The 26,529-nt window shown below is 43.4% G+C and carries 27 protein-coding genes, 1 tRNA gene and 1 pseudogene; 11 read left to right on the top strand and 18 right to left on the bottom strand.

Annotated features, from left to right (window positions below; translation table 11 throughout):
- Window positions 1–223: 223 nt before the first annotated feature.
- Window positions 224–1,261, bottom strand: a complete 1,038-nt coding sequence (locus tag H0S56_RS04875; RefSeq protein ID WP_265088324.1) for an MATE family efflux transporter — start codon at window positions 1,259–1,261, stop codon at window positions 224–226.
- A gap of 434 nt (window positions 1,262–1,695) precedes the next feature.
- On the opposite strand from H0S56_RS04875, the gene H0S56_RS04870 reads away from it, so the two are divergent.
- Complete coding sequence (locus H0S56_RS04870; RefSeq protein ID WP_005247499.1) at window positions 1,696–2,133, top strand: PaaI family thioesterase; 438 nt, start codon at window positions 1,696–1,698, stop codon at window positions 2,131–2,133.
- 36 nt (window positions 2,134–2,169) lie between these two features.
- Here the strand turns inward: H0S56_RS04870 and H0S56_RS04865 are convergent, their stop codons facing one another.
- On the bottom strand, window positions 2,170–2,625 hold the full coding sequence (locus tag H0S56_RS04865) for a hypothetical protein (protein WP_005247501.1): 456 nt from the start codon (window positions 2,623–2,625) through the stop codon (window positions 2,170–2,172).
- A gap of 236 nt (window positions 2,626–2,861) precedes the next feature.
- On the opposite strand from H0S56_RS04865, the gene H0S56_RS04860 reads away from it, so the two are divergent.
- Window positions 2,862–2,937 (top strand) — tRNA-Asn (locus H0S56_RS04860).
- A gap of 197 nt (window positions 2,938–3,134) precedes the next feature.
- On the opposite strand, the gene miaE is transcribed toward H0S56_RS04860, so the two are convergent.
- The 11 genes from miaE to H0S56_RS04805 form a co-directional block, all read right to left on the bottom strand.
- Window positions 3,135–3,788, bottom strand: a complete 654-nt coding sequence (miaE, locus tag H0S56_RS04855; protein ID WP_195725797.1) for a tRNA-(ms[2]io[6]A)-hydroxylase — start codon at window positions 3,786–3,788, stop codon at window positions 3,135–3,137.
- Between the two features lie 13 nt (window positions 3,789–3,801).
- Window positions 3,802–4,527: a pyridoxine 5'-phosphate synthase gene (pdxJ, locus tag H0S56_RS04850; protein ID WP_195725796.1), complete on the bottom strand. Its 726-nt coding sequence runs from the start codon at window positions 4,525–4,527 to the stop codon at window positions 3,802–3,804.
- A gap of 13 nt (window positions 4,528–4,540) precedes the next feature.
- The gene (gene recO, locus H0S56_RS04845; RefSeq protein ID WP_195725795.1) at window positions 4,541–5,251 is read right to left on the bottom strand and encodes a DNA repair protein RecO; all 711 of its coding nucleotides are present in this window, start codon (window positions 5,249–5,251) and stop codon (window positions 4,541–4,543) included.
- An 11-nt stretch (window positions 5,252–5,262) separates the two neighbouring features.
- Complete coding sequence (locus H0S56_RS04840; protein WP_005263469.1) at window positions 5,263–5,460, bottom strand: NF038104 family lipoprotein; 198 nt, start codon at window positions 5,458–5,460, stop codon at window positions 5,263–5,265.
- 38 nt (window positions 5,461–5,498) lie between these two features.
- Entirely contained in the window at window positions 5,499–6,527 is a 1,029-nt protein-coding gene (gene era / locus H0S56_RS04835; RefSeq protein WP_195725794.1) for a GTPase Era, read from the bottom strand.
- The gene (gene rnc / locus H0S56_RS04830) at window positions 6,527–7,225 is read right to left on the bottom strand and encodes a ribonuclease III (protein WP_004279062.1); all 699 of its coding nucleotides are present in this window, start codon (window positions 7,223–7,225) and stop codon (window positions 6,527–6,529) included. The genes era and rnc overlap by 1 nt, the downstream gene beginning before the upstream one ends.
- Entirely contained in the window at window positions 7,197–7,568 is a 372-nt protein-coding gene (locus H0S56_RS04825) for a DUF4845 domain-containing protein (RefSeq protein ID WP_005103798.1), read from the bottom strand. The genes rnc and H0S56_RS04825 overlap by 29 nt, the downstream gene beginning before the upstream one ends.
- Before the next feature lie 23 nt (window positions 7,569–7,591).
- Window positions 7,592–8,419, bottom strand: coding sequence for a signal peptidase I (lepB, locus tag H0S56_RS04820; RefSeq protein ID WP_129717231.1), 828 nt, complete (start codon window positions 8,417–8,419; stop codon window positions 7,592–7,594).
- Between the two features lie 20 nt (window positions 8,420–8,439).
- Complete coding sequence (gene lepA / locus H0S56_RS04815; protein ID WP_004731667.1) at window positions 8,440–10,257, bottom strand: translation elongation factor 4; 1,818 nt, start codon at window positions 10,255–10,257, stop codon at window positions 8,440–8,442.
- Window positions 10,258–10,507: 250 nt separating this feature from the next.
- On the bottom strand, window positions 10,508–10,960 hold the full coding sequence (locus H0S56_RS04810; RefSeq protein WP_195725793.1) for an acyl-CoA thioesterase: 453 nt from the start codon (window positions 10,958–10,960) through the stop codon (window positions 10,508–10,510).
- A 120-nt stretch (window positions 10,961–11,080) separates the two neighbouring features.
- Window positions 11,081–12,466, bottom strand: a complete 1,386-nt coding sequence (locus H0S56_RS04805; protein WP_195725792.1) for a Do family serine endopeptidase — start codon at window positions 12,464–12,466, stop codon at window positions 11,081–11,083.
- 230 nt (window positions 12,467–12,696) lie between these two features.
- On the opposite strand from H0S56_RS04805, the gene nadB reads away from it, so the two are divergent.
- A complete protein-coding gene (nadB, locus tag H0S56_RS04800) occupies window positions 12,697–14,331 on the top strand; it encodes an L-aspartate oxidase (RefSeq protein WP_195725791.1) in 1,635 nt (544 codons plus the stop codon).
- Between the two features lie 109 nt (window positions 14,332–14,440).
- On the opposite strand, the gene H0S56_RS04795 is transcribed toward nadB, so the two are convergent.
- The 4 genes from H0S56_RS04795 to pabC all read right to left on the bottom strand — a co-directional run bounded on the left by H0S56_RS04795 (window position 14,441) and on the right by pabC (window position 17,427).
- Window positions 14,441–14,857, bottom strand: a complete 417-nt coding sequence (locus H0S56_RS04795; RefSeq protein ID WP_180037166.1) for a PaaI family thioesterase — start codon at window positions 14,855–14,857, stop codon at window positions 14,441–14,443.
- 95 nt (window positions 14,858–14,952) lie between these two features.
- Window positions 14,953–15,552: a dTMP kinase gene (tmk, locus tag H0S56_RS04790; RefSeq protein ID WP_195725790.1), complete on the bottom strand. Its 600-nt coding sequence runs from the start codon at window positions 15,550–15,552 to the stop codon at window positions 14,953–14,955.
- Between the two features lie 2 nt (window positions 15,553–15,554).
- Window positions 15,555–16,613, bottom strand: a complete 1,059-nt coding sequence (mltG, locus tag H0S56_RS04785) for an endolytic transglycosylase MltG (protein ID WP_195725789.1) — start codon at window positions 16,611–16,613, stop codon at window positions 15,555–15,557.
- A gap of 1 nt (window position 16,614) precedes the next feature.
- The gene (gene pabC / locus H0S56_RS04780; protein ID WP_195725788.1) at window positions 16,615–17,427 is read right to left on the bottom strand and encodes an aminodeoxychorismate lyase; all 813 of its coding nucleotides are present in this window, start codon (window positions 17,425–17,427) and stop codon (window positions 16,615–16,617) included.
- Window positions 17,428–17,587: 160 nt separating this feature from the next.
- On the opposite strand from pabC, the gene H0S56_RS04775 reads away from it, so the two are divergent.
- From H0S56_RS04775 to H0S56_RS04740, 8 genes and pseudogenes are all read left to right on the top strand, one after another.
- A complete protein-coding gene (locus H0S56_RS04775) occupies window positions 17,588–18,595 on the top strand; it encodes a sulfate ABC transporter substrate-binding protein (protein ID WP_195725787.1) in 1,008 nt (335 codons plus the stop codon).
- 175 nt (window positions 18,596–18,770) lie between these two features.
- Entirely contained in the window at window positions 18,771–19,784 is a 1,014-nt protein-coding gene (locus H0S56_RS04770; RefSeq protein WP_195725786.1) for a sulfate ABC transporter substrate-binding protein, read from the top strand.
- Window positions 19,785–19,816: 32 nt separating this feature from the next.
- On the top strand, window positions 19,817–20,422 hold the full coding sequence (locus H0S56_RS04765; RefSeq protein WP_005247530.1) for an RBBP9/YdeN family alpha/beta hydrolase: 606 nt from the start codon (window positions 19,817–19,819) through the stop codon (window positions 20,420–20,422).
- Between the two features lie 86 nt (window positions 20,423–20,508).
- On the top strand, window positions 20,509–21,342 hold the full coding sequence (gene cysT, locus H0S56_RS04760; protein WP_004279076.1) for a sulfate ABC transporter permease subunit CysT: 834 nt from the start codon (window positions 20,509–20,511) through the stop codon (window positions 21,340–21,342).
- Complete coding sequence (gene cysW, locus H0S56_RS04755) at window positions 21,339–22,232, top strand: sulfate ABC transporter permease subunit CysW (protein ID WP_114540881.1); 894 nt, start codon at window positions 21,339–21,341, stop codon at window positions 22,230–22,232. Before cysT ends, cysW begins: the two co-directional genes overlap by 4 nt.
- 11 nt (window positions 22,233–22,243) lie before the next feature.
- Entirely contained in the window at window positions 22,244–23,305 is a 1,062-nt protein-coding gene (locus H0S56_RS04750) for a sulfate/molybdate ABC transporter ATP-binding protein (RefSeq protein ID WP_195725785.1), read from the top strand.
- 53 nt (window positions 23,306–23,358) lie between these two features.
- Complete coding sequence (locus H0S56_RS04745) at window positions 23,359–24,282, top strand: CysB family HTH-type transcriptional regulator (protein ID WP_195725784.1); 924 nt, start codon at window positions 23,359–23,361, stop codon at window positions 24,280–24,282.
- A 93-nt stretch (window positions 24,283–24,375) separates the two neighbouring features.
- Window positions 24,376–25,604: pseudogene (locus H0S56_RS04740) on the top strand (OmpP1/FadL family transporter).
- A 58-nt stretch (window positions 25,605–25,662) separates the two neighbouring features.
- Here the strand turns inward: H0S56_RS04740 and carO are convergent.
- Window positions 25,663–26,394 carry an ornithine uptake porin CarO gene (gene carO, locus H0S56_RS04735; protein WP_168730823.1) on the bottom strand — a complete coding sequence of 244 codons (732 nt, stop codon included), beginning with the start codon at window positions 26,392–26,394 and terminating at the stop codon, window positions 25,663–25,665.
- Window positions 26,395–26,529 lie beyond the last annotated feature (135 nt).

Here is a 26,529-nt window from a genome sequence, read left to right as displayed (position 1 = left end):
AAACCCGCGAATTTCGCGGGTTTTTTTATGTTCTTCAACATGTATTAAACAGTGAGTCGTATTCGCTTATAGCTCAAGTATTTAATGAGCAAACAAACAAAACATAGACTTGCTGCAATCGTGTACGCAATACTCAACATCCACCAAAAACCATGAATCCCCAATGCATTGCTTTGCCAATTGAACAGTGTCATTGGATGATACGCCACATACCAACCACCACCTAAGCCCACGACCAGCACCGTACTGATAAAAATAAACATCGGTCTGACAATTCTCGCCAGCAACGTAGCATTGCCAAACTAATCACCAGTAGCTCATCAAAGATATGCATCCAACACATTAACAAGATCGATGCCAAGGCTAATGTAATCACCTGCGCATCATTGCTAAATAACCCTACAATCCAACTATCTAAACCCCAAATAGTCAACATGACAACGATAGCTATTAGCATCACAGCCATCAGTGCCCGTTTACTGAGTTGCCATGCAGCATCAATCTGCTCCGCACCGATTTTAGTCGACACCAAAATACCGAAGGCGGATGCCATCGACATCGGCAACATAAACATCAAGCCCAATAAACCAAGCATCACCTGATGTGCATTCACTACAATGTCACCCGAAGGCAAGATCAGCAAAGCAATCGCGCTGATGGCAAATACATCCACAAAAGTCACCACCGCATTGGGCAATCCAATTTTTAAAATTTTCCACAAAGTCTGCCAGTGAAAGAAAACACCAGACCACTGGATCTTTAACTTCCGCTCAAGGAAGAAAAAATAGTAAACAAACAACAGTACCCACTGCACAATCAAATGTGCCATGAATGCACCTTCAACCCCATAGCTTGTAACATAACCTTCAATGCCATAAATCAAGACATAAGCCAAAGCCACTTTGAGCAGTAAATAGATCATATTGGCGTAGAACACGCGCTTAGCCTGCCCACAGGCTTGGGTTAAAATATATAAAATGCGCAACAATAAATGCGCTGGAATCGTCCAAGCCAACAGCCACAGACATGACACAATCAATGCCTGTAAGGCCGCATCTGCCTTTAAAAAATGAAGTAAAGGAGTTGCATGATTAAACAGGTACATCGCAACAGCAGAAATCACCAGTACAATCAAAATACTTTGCTTCACAATACGCTGTATATCCGCATAATCCTGACGCCCATTGGCTTCTGCCAGCTCTTGCATCATGCCCTGTAACACCCCAATACCCGTCACAAAGCACAAAGAATAAACAGACAAACAGACAAACAGACAAACAGACAAACAGACAAACAGACAAACAGACTGCCAATGCAGCCACATGCTGAGGTGAAAAATGTGATAGAAAAATCACGTCGAACAAACTACTGAGCATAATAATGGCATTACTGAGAAAAATAGGCACCCAAAGATGCAGAAACTTTTTCATTACCCTATCACTCGATTTTTTAATTCTTTTATAAGATTCGTTTTTTGGCAGATTATTTAGATCTGAGATATTTCATTAGAAATGTATACCAGTATCCTGCCATAACTCATTCTATTTCTTATTTTTTATAAAAATGACTTTACTCAGGTGCAGGCAATGTACTTCTTACAAAATAATCCGCCATTCCTATACCAGATTGCTATTATCGATGTCACAATTTTGAATTAAATCTCAACAACTCAAGAATAATGACAGGAAAATTACAATGAACCCAAAAGAAATGAGCGGTTTAGCATTACTGGAAGCGATGCGTGATGAAAAAATCCCGGCCCCAAGTATTAGCGAAACCATGTCGATGCAACCAGCAGTGATTAAAAGCGGACATGTAGAATTTAAGGTAAAAGCTGATCATCGACATTTAAATCCGCTTGGCGGCGTCCATGGTGGTTTTGCTGCAACCGTTTTGGATACCGTGACAGGCTGCGCGATTCATACTTTACTTGAAGCAGGTGTCGGTTATGGCACCATTGATCTGAATGTAAAGATGTGCCGCCCCATACCTCAGAATCAGCCACTGAAAGCCGTAGGAAAATCAATTAATCTCAGTAGAAATTTAGGTATTTCTGAAGGTCAGATTCTGGATGAAGAAGGTCGCCTGTATGCTCATGCCACTGCGACCTGTATGATTATTCGGACTGAATGAATATTGGTAGCCTGTACAATTCATCAGACACTTCATTTAAATAATATTACTTTTCGCCTGCCCTGCTTTAACAAATGACAAGCGTGGTCGAGTTAAGCCTTGAAACTCAAAATAATGCTTGGAAACATTGGCTAATTCCACATCTTGTGTTTGTGTTGTTGAGGCTTGCCACGCTTTAGACTGATTAGTACCTGTCAAAAGATTACCAGAAATGGCATAGATATAAAGGTCTTTGCCTTGCTCTTTCAGATAGTCTGCATTCAGGAAAACTTCAAAGTTAAATTGACTTTCAGTTTCTACCAACCATTTTTCTGCAAACCATAATTGCAGCAAATCACCTAAATAAAGTGATTTTTGCGCCAAAGGCCATAGCGTGATATGAGCGTCTTTAACCGGGATATAATACTGTGCAGGATCGGCAATAATCTGAAGATAGTTTTCTTGATAATAAGCCAGTTGAGAGAAAATTTGAGGGATGCTGAGCGTATTCATTCGCTGTCTCCGATTTAGCCATTTTTGTGCTGGCAAGTAGGTTTAAATCCACACTGTTTGACCATTTGGTCAAACGACTTTATGGTTTTAATCTAGCAAGTGAAATTTATTCTGACAAGTATTTTTCGTAAAATTTATGCAATTGCCCAAATTAAAAACAGACAGGCTGTATTTATAATAAATATGATAATTTTTGCTTGACCCCCGTCAAAATCTCTCTATAATCGCTTTCAGATTCTCCAATAGCTCAGTCGGTAGAGCGACGGACTGTTAATCCGCAGGTCCCTGGTTCGAGCCCAGGTTGGAGAGCCAAATTCAAGAAAGCCCACTCATCATGAAGTGGGCTTTTTTATTATCTTAAAATTTGACGACTTGTTATTTTCAACTATTTAAAATGAATAATTATTTTCAATCCCTCATAAAATTCGATATATAAATACCCCTCTTTTCAAAATTTTGAGATATAAAAAATCCCCCATGCATGGAGGATTTTTAAACTGTCACCGAGATTAAGCCGCTTGAGCCGGAACACCGCTATGAAAACGGAAAGTTTCATCAGGCGCGAGAATTAGCTGTTTTTCAACTTCACGAATATGTAAGATTCGCTCCTGAATACCCTCTTTCGGATTTTTCAGTTTTGCTGTGGTTGCCACATCCATTGCCAAAGCCAAATAGTCTTCAAAATGGCGAGATTCGGATTTGAGCAGGTAACGGTAGTAACGTGCCAACTCATCATCAACACGCGAAGCAAGCGCGTAGAAACGCTCACAGGAACGCGCTTCCACAAAGGCACCAATCACCAAGACATCAATCAAGGCTTCAGGCTCAAAAGTGCGGATTTCCTTACGCAAACCACCAGCATAACGCCCTGCACTCAAGTTCTGCCAAGCCTGACCGCGCTTGTTCATCAATTCAAGTACTTGCTCATAATGCAGCATTTCTTCACGCACCAGCTGTGCAAGCTTCACCTGTAGATCAACAAAATAGCTATAGCGAAACATCAGGTTCATGGCCGTGCTGGCTGCTTTTTTTTCACAGTTGGCATGATCTTGCATCAAGATTTCAAGATTTTCGACCGCCATATCCAGCCATGCTTGCGGTGTTTCACAACCGAGGAAAGCAATCACCGGCTGCATCAGTTCATCATAATTAATATTCGACATAATTACTCTAATCTTAACGCGCTGACTTAATCACGGCTTTCATTTGCTGAACCGCTTGTGCCAGACCAACAAATACCGCATCCGCAATTAAAGAATGACCGATATTGAGCTCATGAATCTGTGGAATCGCAGCAATCAGCGTCACGTTATCCAAATTTAAGCCATGGCCCGCATTTACCACCAAACCTTTAGATGCAGCATATTCAGCACCTTTCACAATGCGTTCCAGTTCCGCTTGTTGCGCTTCTGGAGTTTCTGCATCGGCATAGGCGCCTGTGTGAATCTCAATCGTCGGTGCACCACAAGCAACTGCTGCATCAATTTGTGCAAAATCGGCATCAATAAATAAAGATACATCACAACCAATGGCTTCCAGCTCTTGAGTCGCGGCTTTTACAGCATCAAAATTACCCACGACATCCAGACCACCTTCAGTGGTCACTTCCTGACGTTTTTCAGGAACAAAGCAGACATGCTGTGGCTTGATTTCCTTGGCAAAGGCGATCATTTCATCTGTTACCGCCAACTCAAGGTTCATACGGGTTTTTAACGCAGGACGCATACGACGCACATCGTCATCCTGAATGTGACGACGGTCTTCACGCAAGTGCAAGGTAATGCCTTCTGCCCCTGCCTGTTCGCAGATCAATGCAGCATTGACTGGGTCTGGGTACGTCGTACCACGTGCTTGTCTTAATGTTGCGACATGGTCAATATTGACACCAAGTAATGCAGCCATAATTTTTTCCTAACTACGATTGAGATTGAGAGTTTTGAATCCAAAGTTGTCGACTTTTTAATGGTCGATCACCGAGCAAGGCCGTAATCACCTGTCGATACAGTTTCGTCAGTAATTGTAACTGTTCCGGATTAAAATCCCCACCATTTTCATGCGTCAACATGCTTAAAATCTGTTGACCAGACATGGTGAAGCGTAAGGCTTTGGCCGAAGGCATAAAGCCGGCATTGAGCTGAAAATAATAGTGCTGTAATGGATCAATCTGCGCCTGATTGGCATCTACCGAAAAATCCAGACCATAACCGAGTTCTTCCAACAAAACATGCTCAAACTGGCGCAAGATCTGTTTTAAATATAAATTTGGATTGGATTGTGCGGATAACTGCTGCAATGCAGTCAAGGTCTCAGCATATTTGGCAAAAGTTTGCGGCATTTCGACTTCTAAAGGACATAGCCGCAACAGGATTTCATTCAAATAAAAACCCGAGAAAAAAGCATCGCCAAAAAAGAAAATCGGCTGATTGACAATTTCCAGTTTAGTAAAGTTTTTAAGTTCGGATTTACCTGAAGCTTGCAAACGAATGGGCTGATACTGCGGTGGTGGCATTTGCCTGAGAATACCATCTACCCTGCCATATTCCTGGGTGAATAAATGCACAATATGACTGCGTTCACGGTACTTACGATGATGAATCAAATAGCCATGCAGTACTTCGTTACGCATAAGCGGGTACTTTAATCCTTATCTTTTTTTGATTTTTTATCATCTTCTTCGTCATCCCCATCCGGGATCACTGCACCCACAACAGCCGCAGTACCTTTGACTGCGACTTTTGTGGTTTTATAAGCCACCTTGACAGGAACCGTGACCACTTTATGAATACAGCCTTGCAGGAATAAAACACATACAACCACTGCCAACACTTTTATCATCACGGTATTCCTTAAAGGGTCTTACAAATTTTTATCGCTTAGATATCACTATAACCTAAGCTTTTTAATGCACGCTCATCATCAGACCAGCCACCTTTGACTTTCACCCAAAGGGTTAGCATTATTTTTTGCTCGAACATTTTTTCCATGTCGAGACGCGCATCCATACCGATTTTTTTCAGTTTGACACCTTTTTCGCCAATCACAATGGCTTTTTGGCTCGGACGATCGACAAAAATCGTGGCATCAATATAGGTACAGGCTGCTTTCATACGACCGGTTTTTTCATTCAAGACCGGCTCTTCAGTTTTGAAGGATTCGATCTGAACGGTCAAATCGTATGGAAGCTCTTCACCCAGCTGACGCATGATCTTTTCACGGATAATTTCAGACGCCAGGAAACGCTCTGAACGATCGGTCAGTTGATCCAGTGAATACAGTGGTGGCTGGAACGGAAGATACTTGGCAATCGTGTCACGTAAATGTTCAAGATTGGCACCACGAAGTGCAGATACCGGTACGATTTCCGCAAAGTTCATCAGCTTTTCCCGTTCACGAATCAGCGGCAGAGCTTCATTCTTGTTTTCAAAAGTATCCAGCTTGTTGATCACTAGAATCACTGGCATTTCAGCATTTTTTAGCTTTTCCAGAACCAGATCATCGTTTGGCGTCCACTTTTGTGCATCCACCACGAATAAAACCAGGTTCACATCACGCAAAGCCGAATGTGCCGCACGGTTCATCATTTTATTGATGGCACGGACTTCTTTTTTATGCATCCCCGGTGTATCGACAAATACAGCCTGAGATTTTTCACGTGAATCAATCCCCACGATTTTATGACGTGTGGTTTGCGGTTTACGTGAAGTAATTGAAAGCTTCTGACCCAGAATATGGTTCATTAAGGTAGATTTACCCACATTCGGGCGACCGACAATGGCCACAAAACCACTACGATAATCTGATGGGATTTCGGTGCCTTGTGCACTAAAAAATTGACTAATAAGGTCGTGACTGTCGCTGTGCGACTCGTGATCAGCATCAATGTGATCGGAATGAGTAGTCATTAAGACTTATGCTCCAAAAGTTTCAAAATATCCGCCGCAACGGCTTGTTCAGCAAAACGCCGGCTCGCGCCTTCGCCTTGCATAGTCGGTAATCCCGCAATCTGGCATTCCACTTTAAAATGCTGATTGGGTGCATCACCTTGAATATCTACAACCTCGTAAACTGGGAGAGGTTTCTTACGTGCTTGTAAATACTCTTGTAAGCGAGATTTAGGATCTTTAAGCTGATCTGTCGGCTCAATATGATCTAAATAGGGCTCGTACCATTTTAACACAATCGGTTCTAGCACAGTGAGATCACCGCAGTCGACATAGATTGCGCCAATAATGGCTTCTACTGTATCTGCCAGTATAGACTCACGATGATGACCACCAGATTTTAATTCACCGGTACTGAGAATTAAATTCTGGCTCAGTTTTAAATCATTGGCGATTTTTCCTAATGCTTCCTGACGAACCAGGGTTGCACGCATACGCGTCAACCGGCCTTCATTTTCGCTTGGATAGGCATTAAAAAGATAATTCGCAATGATCATCCCTAAAAGAGAATCGCCCAGAAATTCCAGGCGCTCGTAGTTGTGTTTATGACTGACTGAACGATGAGTCAATGCCAGTTTCAGCAAATCAGCCTGTTTAAACTGATAGCCGATTCGTTTAGCAAGACGTTCATCATTTAGCTTTGACTGTGCTTTGATCAAACTCTTTCTCAAACTTCATCACTAAATCGATATTCATTATGAAATTTTTACGAATTTCATAATTCTTGTGCACCTGTAAACCATCGGTATTGGTAACTTTGGCAATTTCGTCAAACTTCAGATCACGAATATTATTCATTTCTAAACGCTGACTCATCTGTTGACGGAATGTTTCTGGCGTTATATTGGCTGGAGCGCTTTTTAACAGCGCCTCAATCTCACCATCTACCATACGATCATCGAAGTATGGCCCCCACACTGCAATCGCCACTTTTGCAAGAAATGCAAAGCCCACGATTGCAAATAAAACCCCAATATAAGAAGCACCTTGTTGATGTCTCATTTTTATTTTCCTTATTGAAACAATTAATCGATTGTTCCGTTTCGACCAAACGATGGCAATTTAAAGCCAGGTTCTTTATGCATCCAGATATAGAAGGCACGACCTGTTAAGTTTTCTTCCGGAACAAGCCCCCAAAAACGACTGTCAGCACTCTGATCGCGATTATCCCCCATCGCAAAGTAATGACCTTCTGGCACTTTCACTTCCCAATATAAACCATTTTCACCTGAATATTTACCATTTTCCAGATAGTTAATAAAAGGTGCCTGACGAGCGACATTCACACCTTCCAGCTCACGCATGGTAAAGGTATGCTCACCCAAGGTTTCTTTATGATAAATGGCATTTGGAGTATCTAAACGGTCTTTTTCGCGGCTAAATTCTACTGGAACTTTCGCCACTTTTTCACCATTAATGCTCAACTGGCCATGATCATAAACAATATGATCGCCTGGCAAGCCGACAATACGCTTGATATAACTGATGGTCGGTTGCGGTGGATAACGGAATACCGCTACATCACCACGTTCCGGGCTGCCGGTATCAATAATTTTGGTATTGACCATAGGCAGTTTGATGCCATAGTCAAATTTATTCACCAGAATAAAATCGCCGGTTTCCAGCGTCGGCACCATCGAATCGGATGGAATATTAAAAGGTTCATATAAAAACGAACGCAGTACCAGCACAATCGTCAGTACCGGCCAAAAGTCATAAGCCCAGGTGATAATGAAATTCTCATGGCCTTTGCCTCGGGTTTGTCTTTGTTTCAAAACAAACTTGTCTAGCAACCACACTGCAACAAAAAACAGGGTCGCAGGCACAAGAATCAAATTAAAATCAAAATCCATGGGCTTATATCCTTATTATTTTAGCGTTCGACTTTTAATACGGCTAAGAACGCTTCTTGCGGGATTTCTACGCTACCCACCTGTTTCATGCGTTTCTTACCTTCTTTCTGTTTAGACAGAAGTTTTTTCTTACGTGACACGTCACCACCATAACACTTCGCCAATACGTTTTTACGCATCGCTTTCACAGTCGAACGTGCAATGATTTGCGCACCAATTGCCGCCTGAATCGCGACATCAAACATTTGACGTGGAATCAGGTCTTTCATTTTTTCAACCAGTGCAATACCACGATGGCGTGCATCGTTACGGTGACAGATCATCGCCAAGGCATCGACTTTTTCACCATTGATCAAGACATCTACTTTGACTAAAGAGGAGCTTTCAAAACGGACAAAGTTATAGTCGAGTGATGCAAAACCACGTGAACAAGACTTCAATTTATCAAAGAAATCCATCACCACTTCGGCCATTGGAATTTCGAAAGTAATAGAAACCTGATTCGCCATAAACTTCATGTCTTTTTGCACACCACGGCGCTCAACACACAATGTCATGACGTTACCCAGGTATTCTTGCGGCACAAGAATATGACATTCAGCAATCGGTTCACGCAGATCTTCAACGGTTGAACCATCCGGCATTTTGGATGGACTGTCGATATAAATCGTCTGACCATTCTTCATCACCGCTTCATAAATTACAGTTGGCGCAGAAGAAATCAGGTCAAGATCGTATTCGCGTTCCAGACGCTCCTGTACGATCTCCATGTGCAGCATGCCCAAGAAGCCACAGCGGAAACCAAACCCGAGTGCATCTGAACTTTCAGGTTCAAAGAACAAGGCCGAGTCATTAATTTGTAGCTTATGCAATGCTTCACGGAAAGGTTCAAAATCGCTGGCATCAATTGGGAATAAACCGGCATAAACCTGCGGTTTCACCTTTTTAAAGCCCGGTAATGTTGCCACTTCAGGTGTCGCTGCCAGAGTAATCGTATCACCGACCGGTGCACCGAAAATATCTTTAATACCTGCAATGACAAAACCAACTTCACCCGCTTCCAGCATACCGGTTTCAGTATGTTTCGGGTTAAAGATACCCACAGAAGTAATGATGTGCGTTTGACCTGTTGATTTAATCAACATTTTGTCGCCTTTACGCACACGACCTTGCTTGACCCGAACCAGAGAAACCACACCCAGGTAGTTATCAAACCATGAATCTACAATCAGGGCTTGCAATGGTGCTTCACGATCACCTTCCGGTGCAGGAATTACATTGACCAGTGTTTCAAGCACACCTTCAATACCCAAACCTGTTTTTGCAGAACAGGTCGGCGCTTCTGTGGCTTCAATTCCGATAATGTCTTCAATTTCCTGAATGACACGTTCAGGTTCGGCTTGCGGCAAGTCGATCTTATTCAGTACCGGAAGTACTTCCAGACCTTGTTCAATTGCGGTATAGCAGTTGGCAACAGACTGTGCTTCTACGCCCTGCGCTGCATCTACCACCAGCAAGGCACCTTCACAGGCAGCGAGCGAGCGTGATACTTCATACGAGAAGTCGACGTGTCCCGGTGTATCAATAAAGTTCAACTGATACTCTTGACCGTTGGGATGAGTATAGTACAAGGTTACCGAAGTGGCTTTAATGGTAATCCCACGTTCGCGCTCAAGCTCCATTGAGTCAAGGACTTGAGCCTGCATTTCACGATCTTGCAAGCCGCCACAAGTTTGAATAAAGCGATCCGCTAGGGTCGATTTACCGTGGTCAATGTGCGCAATAATCGAGAAGTTACGAATGTTTTTAATATCAACAGATTTTTTAGCTTGCGCCATGGGTTACCTTGAGAAAAAACACGCTATGTAATTTAAAAATATTACATAACAAAAGCCGAATAGAAATTGCGAAGGATTATAGCAGAATGGTGATCTAGAAAAAGAATTATATTTTTTCCTTTATTCCCTAGGTCGCGTACACCTCAGTCAGATGAAATCTGGATCACCATGATTAGAAAATAGCTCCCCAGCTCCACTTCTTCCTCAATATTATCAAAGTGTACTGATCAAACTGGAAAATGTTGCCTCATTAATCCAGATGTAAAGTTGAAAAGTCAAAAGGATTTACATGCTCTGAAAGTGGCTGATAAGCCTGAGTAAAAGTTGGTGACATACGCTTTGGACGCCCCGTGGCCATTTCGATACAAGCCCATTGCGTACTGCCGTTAAACAACAGGGTCTGATCCTGTGGTCGATAAAATGCGTATTGTCTAAAGGAATACAGGGCATTGATATCATTCAGCCAAGTGCGCAGAATAATCTCGTCTCCTTCAAAAGCTGCCTTGCGATATTGCACCTGATGTTCAACTGCGACCATGGCATGTTTCAGCTCTACATATTGCTTGAGTCCCAAGCCCAGCTTTTCAATATGAGCGGATGCGACATCCTGCATCCATTGCACATAGATCACATTGTTCACATGACCCAATCCATCAATATGTTTGGCTTGAACCGTTAATGCAAGATCAAAAATACCGCTCACTGTGCTGTTATCCTTTCCATGATTTTAAGGTTATAGAGTCTACCGAATTTATCGCTGCGGTAAATTGCAAAAAATAAAAAACCGCTTCTACAAGCGGTCTTTCATGAAAATCCAGCAATTTTATGAGATACGCATGCCGACCACAGCAAGCTGACCCTGACGAATTAAGGTCACGCGCGCGATGCTACCCTTTTTCAGTTCAGACACCTCTTGCACAAACTGATTGGAATTCAGTACTTTCTGGTTATTAATTTGCGTGATCACATCATTCGGCATAATTCGTGCCTGTGCCGCAATACCACCCGGTCGTACATCCTGAATCACCACCCCACCTTTAATTTCTAACTGCGTCAGCTCTGCCGGACTAAGATCACGAATTGAAACCCCGATTACTGGCCCTTTGTTCGGCTGTGCCTGCGTGCCTGCTTTTGCTGGGGTATCATCTGGTGCCGCACTTAAAGTCGCTGAAAGATTACGACGTTTATCATCACGCAAGATTTCAAGCTGTACCTGCTGCTGGGGTGCAGTACGGTTCAGATAGTTCAACAATTCACTGGTACGTGAAATTGGGGTACCGTTGTATTTTAAGATGACATCACTGGCACGCAGACCTGCACGTGCAGCCGGTGAGTTCGGTGCAACCTGAGTCACCAAGGAACCTTCAGGTTTAGGAAGGTTATAAGATTCCGCCAAGTTACGGTCGATATCCTGCAAACTCACCCCCAGATATGAACGCGTCACTTTGCCGTTCTTCTTCAGCTGATCTGCAACTTCCATCGCGACATCAATCGGAATCGAGAAAGACAAGCCCATATAACCACCGGTTCCACTAAAGATCCGTGAGTTAACACCGACTACTTCACCACGCTGGTTAAACAGAGGGCCACCGGAATTACCCGGGTTTAGAGCTACATCGGTCTGGATAAAAGGTACTGCGGTTTCACCCATCATATTACGCATTTTGGCACTGACAATTCCGGCAGAAGCGGAATAATCAAAACCAAATGGCGAACCAATGGCAAGTACAGGCTCACCAACACGTAAGCGTCCTACATCCCCTGTCCGTAATTCTGGAAAATTCGAACCACTTACCTTCAGCAAAGCTACGTCGGTACGTGCATCACTCCCTACAACAGTGGCATCAATTTCACGACGGTCATTCAGGGTAATGGTGACTTTGGAAGCATCTTCAACCACATGGTGATTGGTCAGCAGATAGCCATCCTTGCTGATAAAGAATGCACTGCCATAACCGGTTTTTTCCTGCGGCATACGCTGCTGCGGAATAATCACCTGATTGCCAAAAAAGCGGCGCAAAATTTCCGGCACTTGTTGTTGTAAGAGCTCTTCTTCGCTCATTTTTTTAACGACATTGACACTGACTACAGCAGGACTGACCTGCTCCACCAGATTTGAAAAATCAACCGGCGTGACCGCCTGCAACTGTGCAGCACTCATGGTAAGGGTCGCTGCAAATAATCCTTTTTTTAAGTCTAGAATTTTCATATAAATTATTCACTCAAATTGTTGATAAATTTATGTAAATAGGTTTTATCACAAACACTGTAAAGTTTAAGTAATAATATGTTTCAATACTTTATTTTGGGCAATATCTCATTATTAAAGCATTAAGTTAAGGCTTTGATTAATTTTTTTCATCAATAAATGAGCACTTCAACGCTTGCCTTTTGTACAAAAAAGCGCTGTTATTACCAAACTTTTTTTAAAATTAGCTGATGGACATGTCTAATTTATCCCTTACCCATCAATTTGACGTCATTATTGTGGGCAGTGGCGGTGCCGGTTTAAGTTTAGCCTTATCGCTCCCGGAACATTTTAATATTGCAGTCTTGGCGAAATCCACCCTGACAGATGCCAGCACTTTTTATGCTCAAGGCGGCGTGGCCGCAGTACTGGATGAAATGGATTCGATTGAACAGCATATTGATGACACCATGATTGCAGGCGCACAGCTATGCGAAATGAATGCGGTTAAACAGACGGTAGAAGGTGGCAAACCTTCAGTTGATTTCCTGCTGAAACACGGTGTGCAATTTACCCTCGATGAACAGGAACAATTACATCTCACCCGTGAAGGTGGTCATTCACAGCGCCGAATTATTCATGCGGCCGATGCCACGGGTCGTGCCATTTCCACTACTCTGGTACAACGTGCTCAAGAAAAACAGAATATTAAAATTTTTGAAAATTATATTGCGATTGACCTGATCTGTTCACAAAAGCTGGGGTTAGACGGCGATAATCGCGCGCTGGGTTTATATGTACTGGATGAAAAAACTGAAAAAGTGCATACCTTCTTGGCACCATTTACCGCGCTAGCCTGTGGCGGTGCCATGAAAGCCTATCTTTACACCTCAAATCCAGATATTGCTACGGGTGATGGTATTGCCATGGCTTATCGTGCCGGCTGCCGGGTCGCAAATATGGAATTTAACCAGTTCCATCCGACCTGCCTGTATCATCCACAAGCACGTTCTTTCCTGATTACTGAAGCAATGCGTGGTGAAGGCGCTTATCTGCGTCTGCCTGATGGTGAACGCTTTATGCTGCGTTTTGACGAGCGCGCCGAACTCGCACCGCGTGATATCGTGGCACGTGCCATCGACTATGAAATCAAGCGGCTCGGTATTCGTCATGTCTGGCTGGACATTACCCATAAAGATGAAAGCTTTGTCAAAGAGCATTTCCCTACCCTGTATGCTCGTTTGCTCGAACTGGGTATTGATATTACTAAGGACATGATTCCAGTTGTTCCGGCAGCCCATTACACCTGCGGTGGTGTCATAGTCGATGAAAACAGTCAGACTGATATTGTCGGACTCTATGCGATTGGGGAAACCTCTTATACTGGCCTGCATGGTGCTAACCGTATGGCCAGTAACTCACTTTTAGAATGTTTTGTCTATGGAATGAGTGCAGCCAAGCACATTCAGGAAAATTTCAAGGCCGATCAGCCAGCTCCTGCAGTTCCAGCTTGGGATGATTCTCAGGTGACCAACCCGGATGAGGATGTCGTGATTCTGCAAAACTGGGATGAGCTACGTCAGACCATGTGGAACTATGTTGGCATTGTCCGCACGACCAAACGCCTGGAACGTGCGCTACATCGTATTGAAATGCTGAAAAAAGAAATTACCGAGTACTATCAGGATTACCAGGTCAGCAAAAATCTGATCGAGCTGCGCAATCTGGTGCTGGTGTCCGAGATGATCGTGCGCTGCGCCATGCACCGTAAAGAATCTCGCGGTTTGCATTTCACCCTGGATTATCCCGAGCTGCTACCAGAATTACGCAAAACAGTCCTCGTCCCACCAAATTTTGAAGTGGAAACGCCTTTGGTGAATTGTTAAAAGTAGATGGAGATAACATCCTTGGATGATATCTCCTTTTCTTTTTAGATTTTTATCTGCTCAAAGGTAGCTTAGGCTATTTACAGTCAATCTTTTATATTTCAGATAATTAACGTTGTGGTGGAATTGAATATGTTCCGGTCACATGCGCCACAGGTTCATCCTGATCAATCGAATAAATCCAGACTTCTCCCACAATCAATGCTTTGCCCACCTTGATGAGCTTACACTCTCCCCGTATATCTGTTCCACCTGAAGGTTTACGTAAAAAATTGATATTCAAGTTAGTGGTCACAGCCAAACCAACCAATCCAATTTCACCCAGAATCGCGACATAAAGAGCAAAATCCGCCAAGGTCATCATGGTTGGGCCAGAAACTGTGCCGCCTGGGCGCAATTCTTCTGATCTCACCTGATAAAGCAGAGTGGCTCCACGCGGAGAAACGGCTTCAATCCGGCACTTCTCCAGACTTTGCGGAAATTCTTTTTGTAAAAATTGTTCTATCTCAGTTTTGGTCGTTTTCATATGATTAAAAAATCTTCTATATCAGTCTTAATATAGAAGATTCTTCACAGATAAACCTAGAGAAAAATTAAATAAAAAGTATTTTAATTCCAAGCTTATTTTAAATAACTTAAGGCCTGCTCAAATACCTGCTCAGGCGTTTGAGTTGCATCCAGACGTTTGATCCGTTCAGGATGACGTTGCCATAAAGTTTCATATCCCGCTCTCACTTTCTCAAAGAAAGTGACTTTTTCCTGTTCAAAGCGATCCAGCGCACCACGTTCACGTGCTCGGTTCATCCCCAATTCAATAGGCGCTTCTAACCAGAAAGTAATGTCCGGCATGCGTGCGACAAAGTGGTCATTCAGTAATTGCAACTTTGTTTCACTGAGACCCCGACCTGCACATTGATAGGCAAAGCTGGCATCGCTAAAACGGTCACACAGGACAATTTTCCCGGCTTCCAATGCAGGCAGAATCACTTGTGCCAGATGCTGGGCACGCGCCGCATACATCAATAACAGCTCGGTATCATGCGCCATGGTTTCTTCATGATTCACTGTCAACAATAGCGAACGAATCTGCTCAGCCATTGGGGTTCCACCCGGTTCACGAGTCAAAATGACATCTTTACCCTGTGCGATAAAATCTTCATAGATCGAACGAATGAGCGTGGTTTTACCTACACCTTCTGTGCCTTCAAAGCTAATAAACATACTCATTCCTTATTTTTCGAGCGTAAAATCGTCAGATATTCCTGTACGGCTTTATTGTGGTCATTCAGATTGCTCGTGAACTTATGTCCACCATTACCGGTAGCGACAAAATACAGATTGTCAGAATTATCCGGATGCATGGCTGCTTCAATGGCTTTCTTGCTTGGCAACGCAATTGGCGTTGGCGGCAAACCTGAAATAGTATAGGTGTTATACGGCGTCGGTGTGCGTAAATCTTTACGGGTAATATTGCCATTATAATTATCGCCCATTCCGTAAATCACTGTTGGATCGGTCTGTAAACGCATGCCAATTTTTAAACGGCGTACAAATACCCCAGAAACCTGTTCCAATTCACGATCTACACTGGTCTCTTTTTCAATAATCGATGCCATAATCAGCGCGTCATATTTATTCTGATATGGCAGATCAGTTGCACGTTTCGCCCACGCCTCATCCAGTGCTTTCATCTGGCGCTGATACAGATTGGTCAGAATTTTACGGTCAGTTTCACCTTTGGCAAAGAAATAAGTATCCGGTGCAAACAGCCCTTCAGGATGTGAAAACGGAATATTCAATTCTTTGAGTAATTGCTCAGTAGGCAGATGCAGTACTTCTTTGGTGACTAAATCATTTTTCTTCAGGGCATCAATCAGTTGCTTAAAGGTCGTGCCTTCAATTACCAGAATCCGGCTCATCTGGGCATTGTCTGCATCGGAAATCATCTCCAAGACCTGACGGATGCTCATGCCTTGGCGTACTTCATACACGCCCGCTTTCATGGTGTCATGAATCATGATGCGCTGATACAGCTTGAGAATGATCGGGAAACTCACCTGATCTTCTGTGGCCAGACGATCAATAAAACCGGAATAGGTTTGACCAGATTCGATCGCGAGCAGCTGTTTTTTTCCTTCTACAGGATACTCCTTCCACAAACTGCTTTTCAGGATTAACGCCAAGATCAAAGCAATCCCCATCAGGACCAAGGCAATTCTTTTGAAAGATGAGGAGAATCTCGCTTTATTTTTCTTTTTGGCTTTAGGTTTGGAAGCTGACATATTAAGACATCTGGTTTAATCGAAGACGGTTAAAAAGTTCAATACAAGCATTGCCATCCAAGGCGCGCTGCTCAAATTGTGTGACAATTTTCATCGGGCTGAGTGCATTGCAGAAAAACAGACTCCGAATATGGGAAATTTCATCCATACCGATATATCGTTGCTCATAGACAATACCCTGATCTTGCATACGTTGTAGAATTTCTGCACGCATGACACCGAAGACGCCATTATAACGGAGTTCTGGCGTAATCCATGTATTCTTTATAAGAATGAAACAATTACTGCTCACCCCTTCGACAATGCCACCTTGTACATCTGTCACTATTGCCTCAGGCCAGCCGCGTTGATCTGCTTCCTGTTTCAGCAAAACCTGCTCTAGACGGTTTAAGGTTTTTAGCCCTACCAGACTCGGCATCGTCAGTCCTAATGCCTGCTGTAAAATGCCACTTTGAATCTGCTCAAACTTAAAATCCTGTACGGTTTGAGGATAATAAAATAGCCAGAGATCTGCGGGATGATCCGGCAAACTATAACCGCGCTGACCCACTCCACGACTGAGCACAATCTTTAATGTCCCGTTCAGCTTACCCTCTGATTCCCCGAGAAGCTGTAAACTTTCCGTGATCAGATCGAGATTGGCATTCAGGCTTAAGCTCTGATTGCTGTTTTGCAAACGTGTCAAATGACGATCATACAATTCAATCCGGTTATGTCGAATCCGGGCCGTAGTAAAACAGCCATCACCATAATGAAAGCCACGATCCAGCACATCTATCTGGCTGACCTGTTGGGCATTTTTTAAATACAGCATATTTTGCAGCCTCTAAAATGAAAAATTGAGCAGTCAGATTCAGGCTTCACCTATATATCTTTTTTACTCACATCCAATTCTTTTTTAATTATTTTTTATGCAAAAAATCTCAAGCTATTCTTGCCTCATCTAACAAAAGCTAAAAAACTTGAGGCAAAAAATGAACACGCGTAAATTAAAAATTGGGGTACTGGCAGCGCTACTTTCAGCAAGCGCCTTAAGCGTTTCAGCAAAAGATTTCCTGAACGTGTCTTATGACCCGACTCGCGAATTGTACGACAACTTTAATAAAGAATTCAGTGCTTACTGGAAAAAAACCACTGGCCAGGAAGTCAATTATAAACAGTCGCATGGCGGTTCAGGCAAACAGGCACGTGCGGTGATTGATGGTCTGGATGCAGATGTTGTAACACTGGCACTGGCAGCAGATATTGATGAAATTGCAGAACGTGGTTTGCTGCCTAAAGACTGGCAAAAGAAATTCCCGCAGAATTCGACACCCTATACTTCAACCATCGTTTTTCTTGTACGTAAAGGCAATCCAAAAGGAATCAAAGACTGGGGAGATCTGGTTAAACCAGGCATAGACATTATTACCCCGAACCCAAAAACTTCAGGTGGTGCACGCTGGAATTATCTGGCTGCCTGGGCGTGGGCCAAACACCAGAAAGGTGGCAATGATGCCAAAGCACAAGACTTTGTCCGTCAAATCTACAAACAAACCAAAGTACTGGATTCGGGTGCACGTGGTGCTACCACGACTTTCGCTGAACGCGGGATTGGGGATGTATTACTGGCTTGGGAAAATGAAGCACATTTGGCCGTCCGCGAACAGCCGGGAAAATTTGAAATCATTACTCCTTCTCTGTCTATTCTGGCTGAACCACCCGTGGCAATCGTAGAAAAAAATGCCAAGAAAGATGGTAATGAACATCTGGCCAAAGCCTATTTAAATTACCTCTATTCACCTGCTGGACAGACTGTGGCGGCGAAAAACTTTTACCGTCCACGTAATGCGAATGTATTAAAGCAATACAGTACCGTATTCAAGTCCTTAAAACTGGTCACCATTGATAAAGAATTTGGTGGCTGGACCAAGGTTCAGAAACAGCATTTTGACAATGGCGGTGTGTTTGATCAGATTGTCAAAGCCAATCACGCAAAATAATACTTTAAATGCAGTTCATTATGGCCTTTATTCATAAGGCCATTCTTATTTCAAACACTTAAGAGCTTATTTATCTCTTTTTTTCATATAAAATTCATTTTTAATTATTTTTTATGCATAAAGAATAAGTTTATTCTGCGCTTATGTTACAGAACATATCAGAGATTCAGTCCAGATGAGCATTTCAAACACATTAAAACTTGGGGTTTTAGCAGCTGTTATCTCGGCAACCTCATTTGGTGCAGCAGCACGTGATTTTCTCAATGTATCCTATGATCCGACCCGTGAACTGTATGAAGATGTAAATAAGAATTTTGGCAAATATTGGGAAAGCCGTACCGGTCAAAAAATCAATTTCAAGCAATCGCATGGCGGTTCAGGCAAACAGGCACGTGCCGTGATTGATGGTCTGGATGCTGATGTAGTCACGTTGGCACTGGCGGCCGATATTGATGTGCTGGCAGAAAAAGCTAAACTGTTACCTGCGGACTGGCAAAAGAAATTGCCTCAAAACTCGACGCCTTATACTTCAACCATCGTGTTCCTGGTGCGTAAAGGCAATCCGAAAGAGATTAAGGACTGGGGTGATCTGGTCAAACCGGGCGTAGCAATCATTACCCCAAACCCGAAAACTTCAGGCGGTGCACGCTGGAATTATCTGGCGGCTTGGGCTTGGGCCAAACATCAGGCGGGCGGCAACGATAAGACTGCGCAAGAATTTGTTCGTAAAATTTATAAAAATACCAAAGTTCTGGATTCCGGGGCACGTGGTTCAACCACGACCTTTGCTGAACGTGGCATTGGGGATGTTTTACTCGCATGGGAAAACGAAGCGCATTTAGCCCTTCGCGAACAGCCGGGCAAGTTTGAAATTATTACCCCTTCTCTGTCGATTCTGGCTGAGCCACCGGTGGCGATTGTAGAAAAAAATGCCAAGAAAAAAGGCAACCAGCACTTGGCTCAAGGTTATTTGAACTTCCTGTATTCGCCATTGGGTCAAGACCTGGCAGGTAAACATTATTATCGTCCACGTAATGCCAAAGTACTGGCCAAATACAGCCAAGTATTTAAGCCATTAAAACTGGTGACGGTTGATCAGGAATTTGGCGGCTGGAACAAAGTACAAAAGACTCACTTTGAAAATGGTGGTGTATTTGACCAGATCGTTAAAGCCAACAGCGCGAAATAATTTTCCAAGCTGATTGATATAGGAGCATCGACATGATTCATACGCTTATCGTTCCTGGTGTAGGTGGCAGTGAATACAACCACTGGCAAACCTGCTTACAACACCGGCTGATGCGATGCTCCCGTGTGCAGCAAAAGGACTGGAATCATCCGGTACTGGATATCTGGGTAGCAGAATTTGTCAAAACTCTGCAAGCCATTCCAGCAGAGGTTCAGATTGTCGCACACAGCTTTGGCTGTCTGACCAGTATTGCGGCCCTTGCCCAACATCCCGAACTCAATGCAAAAGTAAAAAATCTGCTATTGGTGGCACCAGCTAATCCGGCACGATTTGGGGAAAATGGTTTTTCGCGCGACAGTCAGACTGACTACAGCACCTATTTTCAACAGCTCAAGCTTCAGGTGCCCACCACGTTATTGATCAGTGAAAATGATCCCTGGTTAAGTTTTGAAGATGCCCACATACTGGCCCAAACCTGGAAAATCAAACCAATTAATCTGGGTGCAGTCGGTCATGTCAATGTCGCTTCTGGTTTTGGCCCTTTTCCTGAAATTGAACACTATTTGATTTCAGAAAACACTATGCCCCATATCAGCAAAGTTGATGAGAGCAAGTGTTATTTTAAATTTGCATTTTAGTCGCTGCAAATTATGCTTGTGCCCAAATTGTTTTTTTATTTTAGCTGATTGACTTCAATCAGCTTTCTCTCTTCTGAGGAGTAATCATGTCGCAGCGATCCCGAGTGCTGCCAGGATTTGGTCTTTCTCTAGGCTTTACCCTAGCGTATTTGTCATTAATCGTTTTGATCCCGCTGTCAGCTGTTTTTATTAAATCACTGGGCATTGGCTGGGATGGCTTATGGGAAATCCTGAGCTCTGAACGTATCTTGAAATCATTGCAGTTAAGTTTCACCGCGGCCATTGTCGCTGCACTGGTCAATGTAGTGTTTGGCCTGTTACTGGCGTGGTGTCTGGTACGTTACAGCTTTCCGGGCAAACGTATTGTCGATGCCCTGGTAGATTTGCCTTTTGCCTTACCCACTGCGGTTGCGGGTATTGCCCTGACCTCTTTATATGCACCGACCGGCTGGATTGGTCAATATTTAGAACCGATTGGCATTCAAGTCGCTTATACCCCGATTGGTATTACACTGGCATTGATCTTTATTGGTCTGCCTTTTGTAGTGCGTACGGTTCAGCCAGTCCTTAGCGATCTGGAAACCGAACTGGAAGAAGCTGCATCTGCATTGGGTGCCAACCGTTTTCAGATTGTGACCAAAGTGATTTTCCCAATTCTGCTGCCTGCGCTGATCACTGGCTTCGCTTTAGCCTTTGCCCGTGGTGTCGGTGAATATGGTTCAGTGATCTTTATTGCTGGTAACCAGCCTTTTGAAACGGAAATTGCACCCTTAATGATTATTTCTCGCCTAGAAGAATATGACTATGCCGGTGCAACCACGATTGCTGTCGTCATGCTACTGATTTCCTTCGTGATGCTATTCCTGATTAACTTATTACAGGCATGGGCTAGCCGTCGTACCGGGAGAACTGCGCGATGAGTTTAAATACCAACAGCAATGCGCTGGCTGAAAAGTTGCAATCCCGTGATGCAACCCGTGAGCCAACTTGGGTACGTTATACGCTGCTCACTATTGCCTTAATCTTCTTTTTAAGCTGCCTGATTCTGCCCTTGATTCTGGTTTTTGTTGAAGCCTTTAAACAAGGGGTTGGCGTTTATACCCAAGCGCTGGTGCATCCGGATACCTTGTCAGCTGTGAAACTTACCTTGCTGACTGCTGCAATCGCAGTACCGCTTAACGTCGTATTTGGTGTTGCGGCAGCCTGGTCTGTGGCGAAGTTTAACTTTCCCGGTAAATCATTCCTGACAACCATTATTGATCTCCCCTTCTCGGTTTCACCTGTAATCGCGGGTATGATGCTGGTGCTGATTTTCGGTACCCAAGGCTGGATGGGTTCCTGGCTGATGGATCATGATATCAAGATCCTCTATGCGGTGCCTGCAATTGTCCTGGCGACTATCTTCATTACTGTACCTTTTGTTGCACGCGAGTTGATTCCGTTAATGGAAGCACAAGGAACCGACGAAGAAGAAGCTGCGATTGTACTCGGCGCATCTGGCTGGCAGACTTTCTGGAAAGTGACCCTGCCCAATATCAAATGGGGTCTGATTTATGGCGTGATTCTGTGTAATGCGCGGGCCATGGGTGAATTTGGTGCGGTGTCGGTGGTTTCTGGCCATATCCGTGGTGAAACCAATACCTTGCCGCTACACGTCGAAATTCTTTATAACGAATATACCTTTAGTGCTGCGTTTGCCGTGTCTTCGCTTCTGGCTCTCCTCGCAATTGTAACCCTGATTTTAAAAACATGGGTGGAACTGCGCCAGGAAAAACAAGACAAACGTAATGAAGATTCAACAGTTTCTTAAGGAATGCCCACATGAGTATTCAAGTACAAAATATTGAAAAACACTTTGGTGCATTCCATGCACTGAAAAACATTTCGCTGGATTTCCCGGATGGTCAACTGGTCGCGCTTCTTGGCCCATCTGGTTGTGGCAAAACCACTTTGCTACGGATTATTGCCGGCCTGGAATCTGCGGATGGTGGCCAAGTGATTTTAGAAGGTCAGGATGCCACCAATGTTCATGTGCGTGAGCGTGAAGTTGGTTTTGTATTCCAGCACTATGCCCTGTTCCGTCATATGACGGTATTTGACAACATCGCCTTTGGCCTGCGTGTGCGTCCACGTAAAACTTGTCCATCGGAAGCGGAAATTAAAAAACGTGTGACACGTTTACTCGACTTGGTTCAGCTCGGTTTCCTTGCTGACCGATATCCAGCTCAACTTTCTGGTGGTCAGCGTCAGCGTATTGCCCTTGCACGTGCTCTGGCAGTTGAACCGCGCGTATTGTTACTGGATGAACCTTTCGGCGCACTGGATGCCAAAGTCCGTAAGGAGCTACGTCGCTGGTTGCGTACCCTGCATGACGAATTGCATATTACTTCGATCTTCGTGACTCATGATCAGGAAGAAGCACTTGAAGTTGCAGATCAGATCGTAGTAATGAACAAAGGCAATGTAGAGCAGATCGGTTCACCGCGTGAGGTCTATGAAACACCAAAAACTCCATTTGTATTCGACTTTTTGGGTCAGGCGAACCGTTTTGAAGGTCAGAACAATGCAGGCATCATCCAACTCGGCGAAGACCGCATTCAATTTGAGGGTGCAAAAAATGCCGCTCAAGGTGAAGTGATTTTATTCGCACGTCCAGATGAACTACGCATCCATGCACAGCCACACGACAATGCCATTCAAGCGACTTTCATTCGTGAATTATGGATCGCGGGTAAAGTAGTTGCAGAGCTAAATGATCGTCAAGGCAATCTGATCGAAATTTTACTAACACCTGATGAAGCGAGAGCGCATCAATTCCGCCCAAATCAAACTGTTTGGTTAAGTGTGGTGAACTTGCATTTATTTGAAAACCAGGTCGCTTAAGATCAAAAGATGGGGCTTTAAAATGCCCCATCCTCTTCTAGGGTAAGAGAATTATGAATTTCCAACAATTAAGAATTATACGAGAAACGGTTAGACAAAACTTTAATTTAACTGAAGCTTCCGCTGCGCTTTATACTTCACAGTCCGGGGTAAGTAAGCATATTAAAGATCTGGAAGATGAACTGGGAGTGCAGCTATTTATCCGTAAAGGTAAACGCCTACTGGGCTTAACCGAACCAGGTCAGGCACTTTTAGGCATTGTGGAACGCATGCTGGTCGATGCCGACAATATCAAACGTCTGGCGGATGATTTCAATAAAGTCGATGAAGGCACATTAACGATTGCCACGACGCATACCCAGGCGCGTTATGTGTTGCCACCAATTGTCAGCCAATTCAAAAAAGAATTCCCTAAAGTTCATTTGATTTTGCAACAGGCCAGCCCGGTTGAAATCACGGAAATGTTACTTCAAGGTCAAGCCGATATCGGTATTGCGACTGAAGCGCTCACCACTGAAGATAATCTGGCCAGCGTGCCTTACTATAACTGGCAACACAGTATTATTACCCCGCACAATCATCCACTGGCAAGCAAAGAACACGTGCTCATCGAAGATCTGGCGCACTACCCGATTATTACCTATCATGGTGGTTTTACCGGTCGCTCCAAGATTGATACCGCCTTTGAAGAAGCTGGTTTTGATGTAGATATTGTGATGTCCGCGCTTGATGCCGATGTCATCAAGACCTATGTAGAAATGAATATGGGCATCGGCATTGTCAACGATGTGGCCTATGACCCGGAGCGTGATTACCGTTTAAAGCAGATTGAAACCGATATTTTCGGCGTAAATACCACCTGGATTGCAGTGCGTAAAGGTCATTTATTACGCGGTTATGGCTACGAGTTTATTTCCCTCTGCTCACCAGACGCAGATATTAAGGCACTGAAAAAAGTGGCTTATCCAGACGAATAAATTGCAGTATTTTAAGTTTTTAATCAAAGAGGCTACATCGCCTCTTTTTTATTTTTTGAGTGGATAAAGAATATAAATATCAAGCATAATCACGTGCATAATAAATTGAATTATACCAAGATGATCAATAATAAATTTGCTCTTTTCTCCATGGGCTTGTTTTTCTCCGGGTCAGGTTATGCAGCAGCGTTTGAACAATCTAACCAAAGCATCCAATCGTTTTTTGAAAAAAATCATTATGCTGAAGTTTCATTGGCCTGGATTCGCCCTGATATCAGCGGTCAGGTACAACATACCGAAGAGCTGCAACAATTAGGCATCACCGATTTTTCAACAGGAAATCTTGCCCATAACCAATTGATCTCCAATGTCGCATTAAAATTCCAGTTGAATCCTCAAGTGTCGTGGGGACTGATTTACGATCAGCCTTATTCTATAGATATCGCTTATCATTATGATCCTGTTTTTGCAGGTGCGGCACTTCCAATTGAGGCTGCTACCATTCAGTTTGAGAGCCATAATTTGACCTCATTAATTGGCTTTCAACCAGACGATAACTGGAATTTTTATACAGGGCTAAGTTATCAGAGCTTAAAAGGAAATTTATATTTATCCGGGCAGACATTTATGTATTCAATGGGTATCGGGCCACACTTGAACGAGATCCCGCTTGGGGCTGGCTTGCAGGAATCAGTTATCAGATTCCAGAATATTTTTTTAGAACCGCACTGACCTATCGTTCTGCAATCACTCATCACAATAAAACCACTGAATCGATTGTTGTAGGTACGAATCCAGCACCTTATACAGAAATTCAAACTCCTCAGTCAGTAAATCTGGATTTTCAGACAGCTTTAACTGATCGAAATGCGTTCTATGGCACGCTGCGTTGGTCGAACTGGCAAAATTTCGTGATCCAGCCACCTAAATTTGGCGCTGTAATTGACTATGCGGCCTTACAGTTCCCTGAAGTAAAACCTTTTAGAATGATTGATTATCGTGAGGATCAATGGTCTGGCAAAATTGGACTTGCCCATCAATGGCCATCTTTTGGCATAAATTCTATCGAACTTTTATGGGATTCCGGTACAGGAAATCCGGCTTCAACATTAAATCCGAGTGATGGATATTGGGGCATCGGACTAGGCCATCTTTATAAGATCCAAGAGACCTGGGATATTGCTACAGGACTCTATTATTTAAAATTTCAGAAACCTGAGGTTGCAATATCTGATTCGCTTACTCCTCAAATAGCGGGTTTATCCGCTGTTTCTGACAATAGTGCCTGGATCGCAGGTTTGAAACTGGGTTACCACTTTTAAAATTGTTCTAAAAAAACAAAAAAACGAGCCGAAGCCCGTTTTTTTATGAGGTTAAATCTTAGAAGCGGAAGCTTACACCAAGTTTAGCGACTGGTAGCCATTCGTACTCATTGTCGTTACGAATATCATCTTCTTCCAACTGAACTTGTTGGTTAAAGTCAGCAATAACTCCAGGATTTGTAGGAGTAGCAACTCCACTTGAAGTTAAGTTAACTGTTGGATTTCCATTGTAGTAAGCACCAATTTCACCAAACACACCCCAACGATTAGTAATCGCTGGAGAGAAACCAATACCTAGGTAGGGTGCAATATTATTTTTATAAGATAGGTCACCACTAATACGTGCATCTCCTACTGCCTTGAATTCAACATCATTTACGGAGAAGGTTTCACCCGAACGAACTCGACGATCGATATCATATTGATTATCTACATAAGCTACACCAGCCGCCATATAGAACCAGTTTGCCCAAGGACGGATTTCAGCATTTAGGTAAGTCAGGTTATTGTCCATATCCAGGTCATAATCAGAACCATTGATTGATAAATCATCCGACCAGGAAATATCACCGCCGTTATAACCTAAAGTGACGCCTACATATGGGTTAGCACTCCAGGAAATTGCACCACCATAACCGGTAGTACCGACTTCAGCACGAACAGAAGCTGGTTTAAAGAAAGAGAATTCAGCAACGCCTTCATCTGTTACGATTGTTTCATCAGCAGCCATCGCAGAACCCGCTGCTAGAGCTAAGACTGATACTGCTAAAATATTATGTAAAGATTTCATTATTTCTCTCCTCAAAAGAACTTATTTTGATCATTAGTTATTCGTGATAGGCTCAATATAAAGGACTTAAAAAATATTTTTTATTCACATTTTGCTCATCTTTTGTTATTTTTTGATACAAATTAATTTTTCTTG

This window comes from Acinetobacter lwoffii, assembly GCF_015602705.1.
Lineage (GTDB): Bacteria > Pseudomonadota > Gammaproteobacteria > Pseudomonadales > Moraxellaceae > Acinetobacter > Acinetobacter lwoffii_E.
The sequence above is the reverse complement of the archived record's forward strand: the minus strand, read 5'-3'. Positions and strand labels throughout refer to the sequence as shown.

Excerpts from the sequence above, each read along its gene's own strand:
- H0S56_RS04805 (WP_195725792.1), bottom strand. The coding sequence starts at position 12,466 with ATGAAAATTCTAGACTTAAAAAAAGGATTATTTGCAGCGACCCTTACC.
- H0S56_RS04825 (WP_005103798.1), bottom strand. The coding sequence starts at position 7,568 with ATGAGACATCAACAAGGTGCTTCTTATATTGGGGTTTTATTTGCAATC.
- pabC (WP_195725788.1), bottom strand. The coding sequence starts at position 17,427 with ATGCTGTATTTAAAAAATGCCCAACAGGTCAGCCAGATAGATGTGCTG.
- era (WP_195725794.1), bottom strand. The coding sequence starts at position 6,527 with ATGACTACTCATTCCGATCACATTGATGCTGATCACGAGTCGCACAGC.
- H0S56_RS04795 (WP_180037166.1), bottom strand. The coding sequence starts at position 14,857 with ATGAAAACGACCAAAACTGAGATAGAACAATTTTTACAAAAAGAATTT.
- lepA (WP_004731667.1), bottom strand. The coding sequence starts at position 10,257 with ATGGCGCAAGCTAAAAAATCTGTTGATATTAAAAACATTCGTAACTTC.
- pdxJ (WP_195725796.1), bottom strand. The coding sequence starts at position 4,527 with ATGGCTGCATTACTTGGTGTCAATATTGACCATGTCGCAACATTAAGA.
- mltG (WP_195725789.1), bottom strand. The coding sequence starts at position 16,613 with ATGTCAGCTTCCAAACCTAAAGCCAAAAAGAAAAATAAAGCGAGATTC.
- nadB (WP_195725791.1), top strand. The coding sequence starts at position 12,697 with ATGGACATGTCTAATTTATCCCTTACCCATCAATTTGACGTCATTATT.
- H0S56_RS04745 (WP_195725784.1), top strand. The coding sequence starts at position 23,359 with ATGAATTTCCAACAATTAAGAATTATACGAGAAACGGTTAGACAAAAC.
- lepB (WP_129717231.1), bottom strand. The coding sequence starts at position 8,419 with ATGGATTTTGATTTTAATTTGATTCTTGTGCCTGCGACCCTGTTTTTT.
- carO (WP_168730823.1), bottom strand. The coding sequence starts at position 26,394 with ATGAAATCTTTACATAATATTTTAGCAGTATCAGTCTTAGCTCTAGCA.
- miaE (WP_195725797.1), bottom strand. The coding sequence starts at position 3,788 with ATGTCGAATATTAATTATGATGAACTGATGCAGCCGGTGATTGCTTTC.
- H0S56_RS04765 (WP_005247530.1), top strand. The coding sequence starts at position 19,817 with ATGATTCATACGCTTATCGTTCCTGGTGTAGGTGGCAGTGAATACAAC.
- H0S56_RS04865 (WP_005247501.1), bottom strand. The coding sequence starts at position 2,625 with ATGAATACGCTCAGCATCCCTCAAATTTTCTCTCAACTGGCTTATTAT.
- H0S56_RS04770 (WP_195725786.1), top strand. The coding sequence starts at position 18,771 with ATGAGCATTTCAAACACATTAAAACTTGGGGTTTTAGCAGCTGTTATC.
- cysT (WP_004279076.1), top strand. The coding sequence starts at position 20,509 with ATGTCGCAGCGATCCCGAGTGCTGCCAGGATTTGGTCTTTCTCTAGGC.
- recO (WP_195725795.1), bottom strand. The coding sequence starts at position 5,251 with ATGCGTAACGAAGTACTGCATGGCTATTTGATTCATCATCGTAAGTAC.
- cysW (WP_114540881.1), top strand. The coding sequence starts at position 21,339 with ATGAGTTTAAATACCAACAGCAATGCGCTGGCTGAAAAGTTGCAATCC.
- H0S56_RS04750 (WP_195725785.1), top strand. The coding sequence starts at position 22,244 with ATGAGTATTCAAGTACAAAATATTGAAAAACACTTTGGTGCATTCCAT.
- H0S56_RS04870 (WP_005247499.1), top strand. The coding sequence starts at position 1,696 with ATGAACCCAAAAGAAATGAGCGGTTTAGCATTACTGGAAGCGATGCGT.
- H0S56_RS04840 (WP_005263469.1), bottom strand. The coding sequence starts at position 5,460 with ATGATAAAAGTGTTGGCAGTGGTTGTATGTGTTTTATTCCTGCAAGGC.
- tmk (WP_195725790.1), bottom strand. The coding sequence starts at position 15,552 with ATGTTTATTAGCTTTGAAGGCACAGAAGGTGTAGGTAAAACCACGCTC.
- H0S56_RS04775 (WP_195725787.1), top strand. The coding sequence starts at position 17,588 with ATGAACACGCGTAAATTAAAAATTGGGGTACTGGCAGCGCTACTTTCA.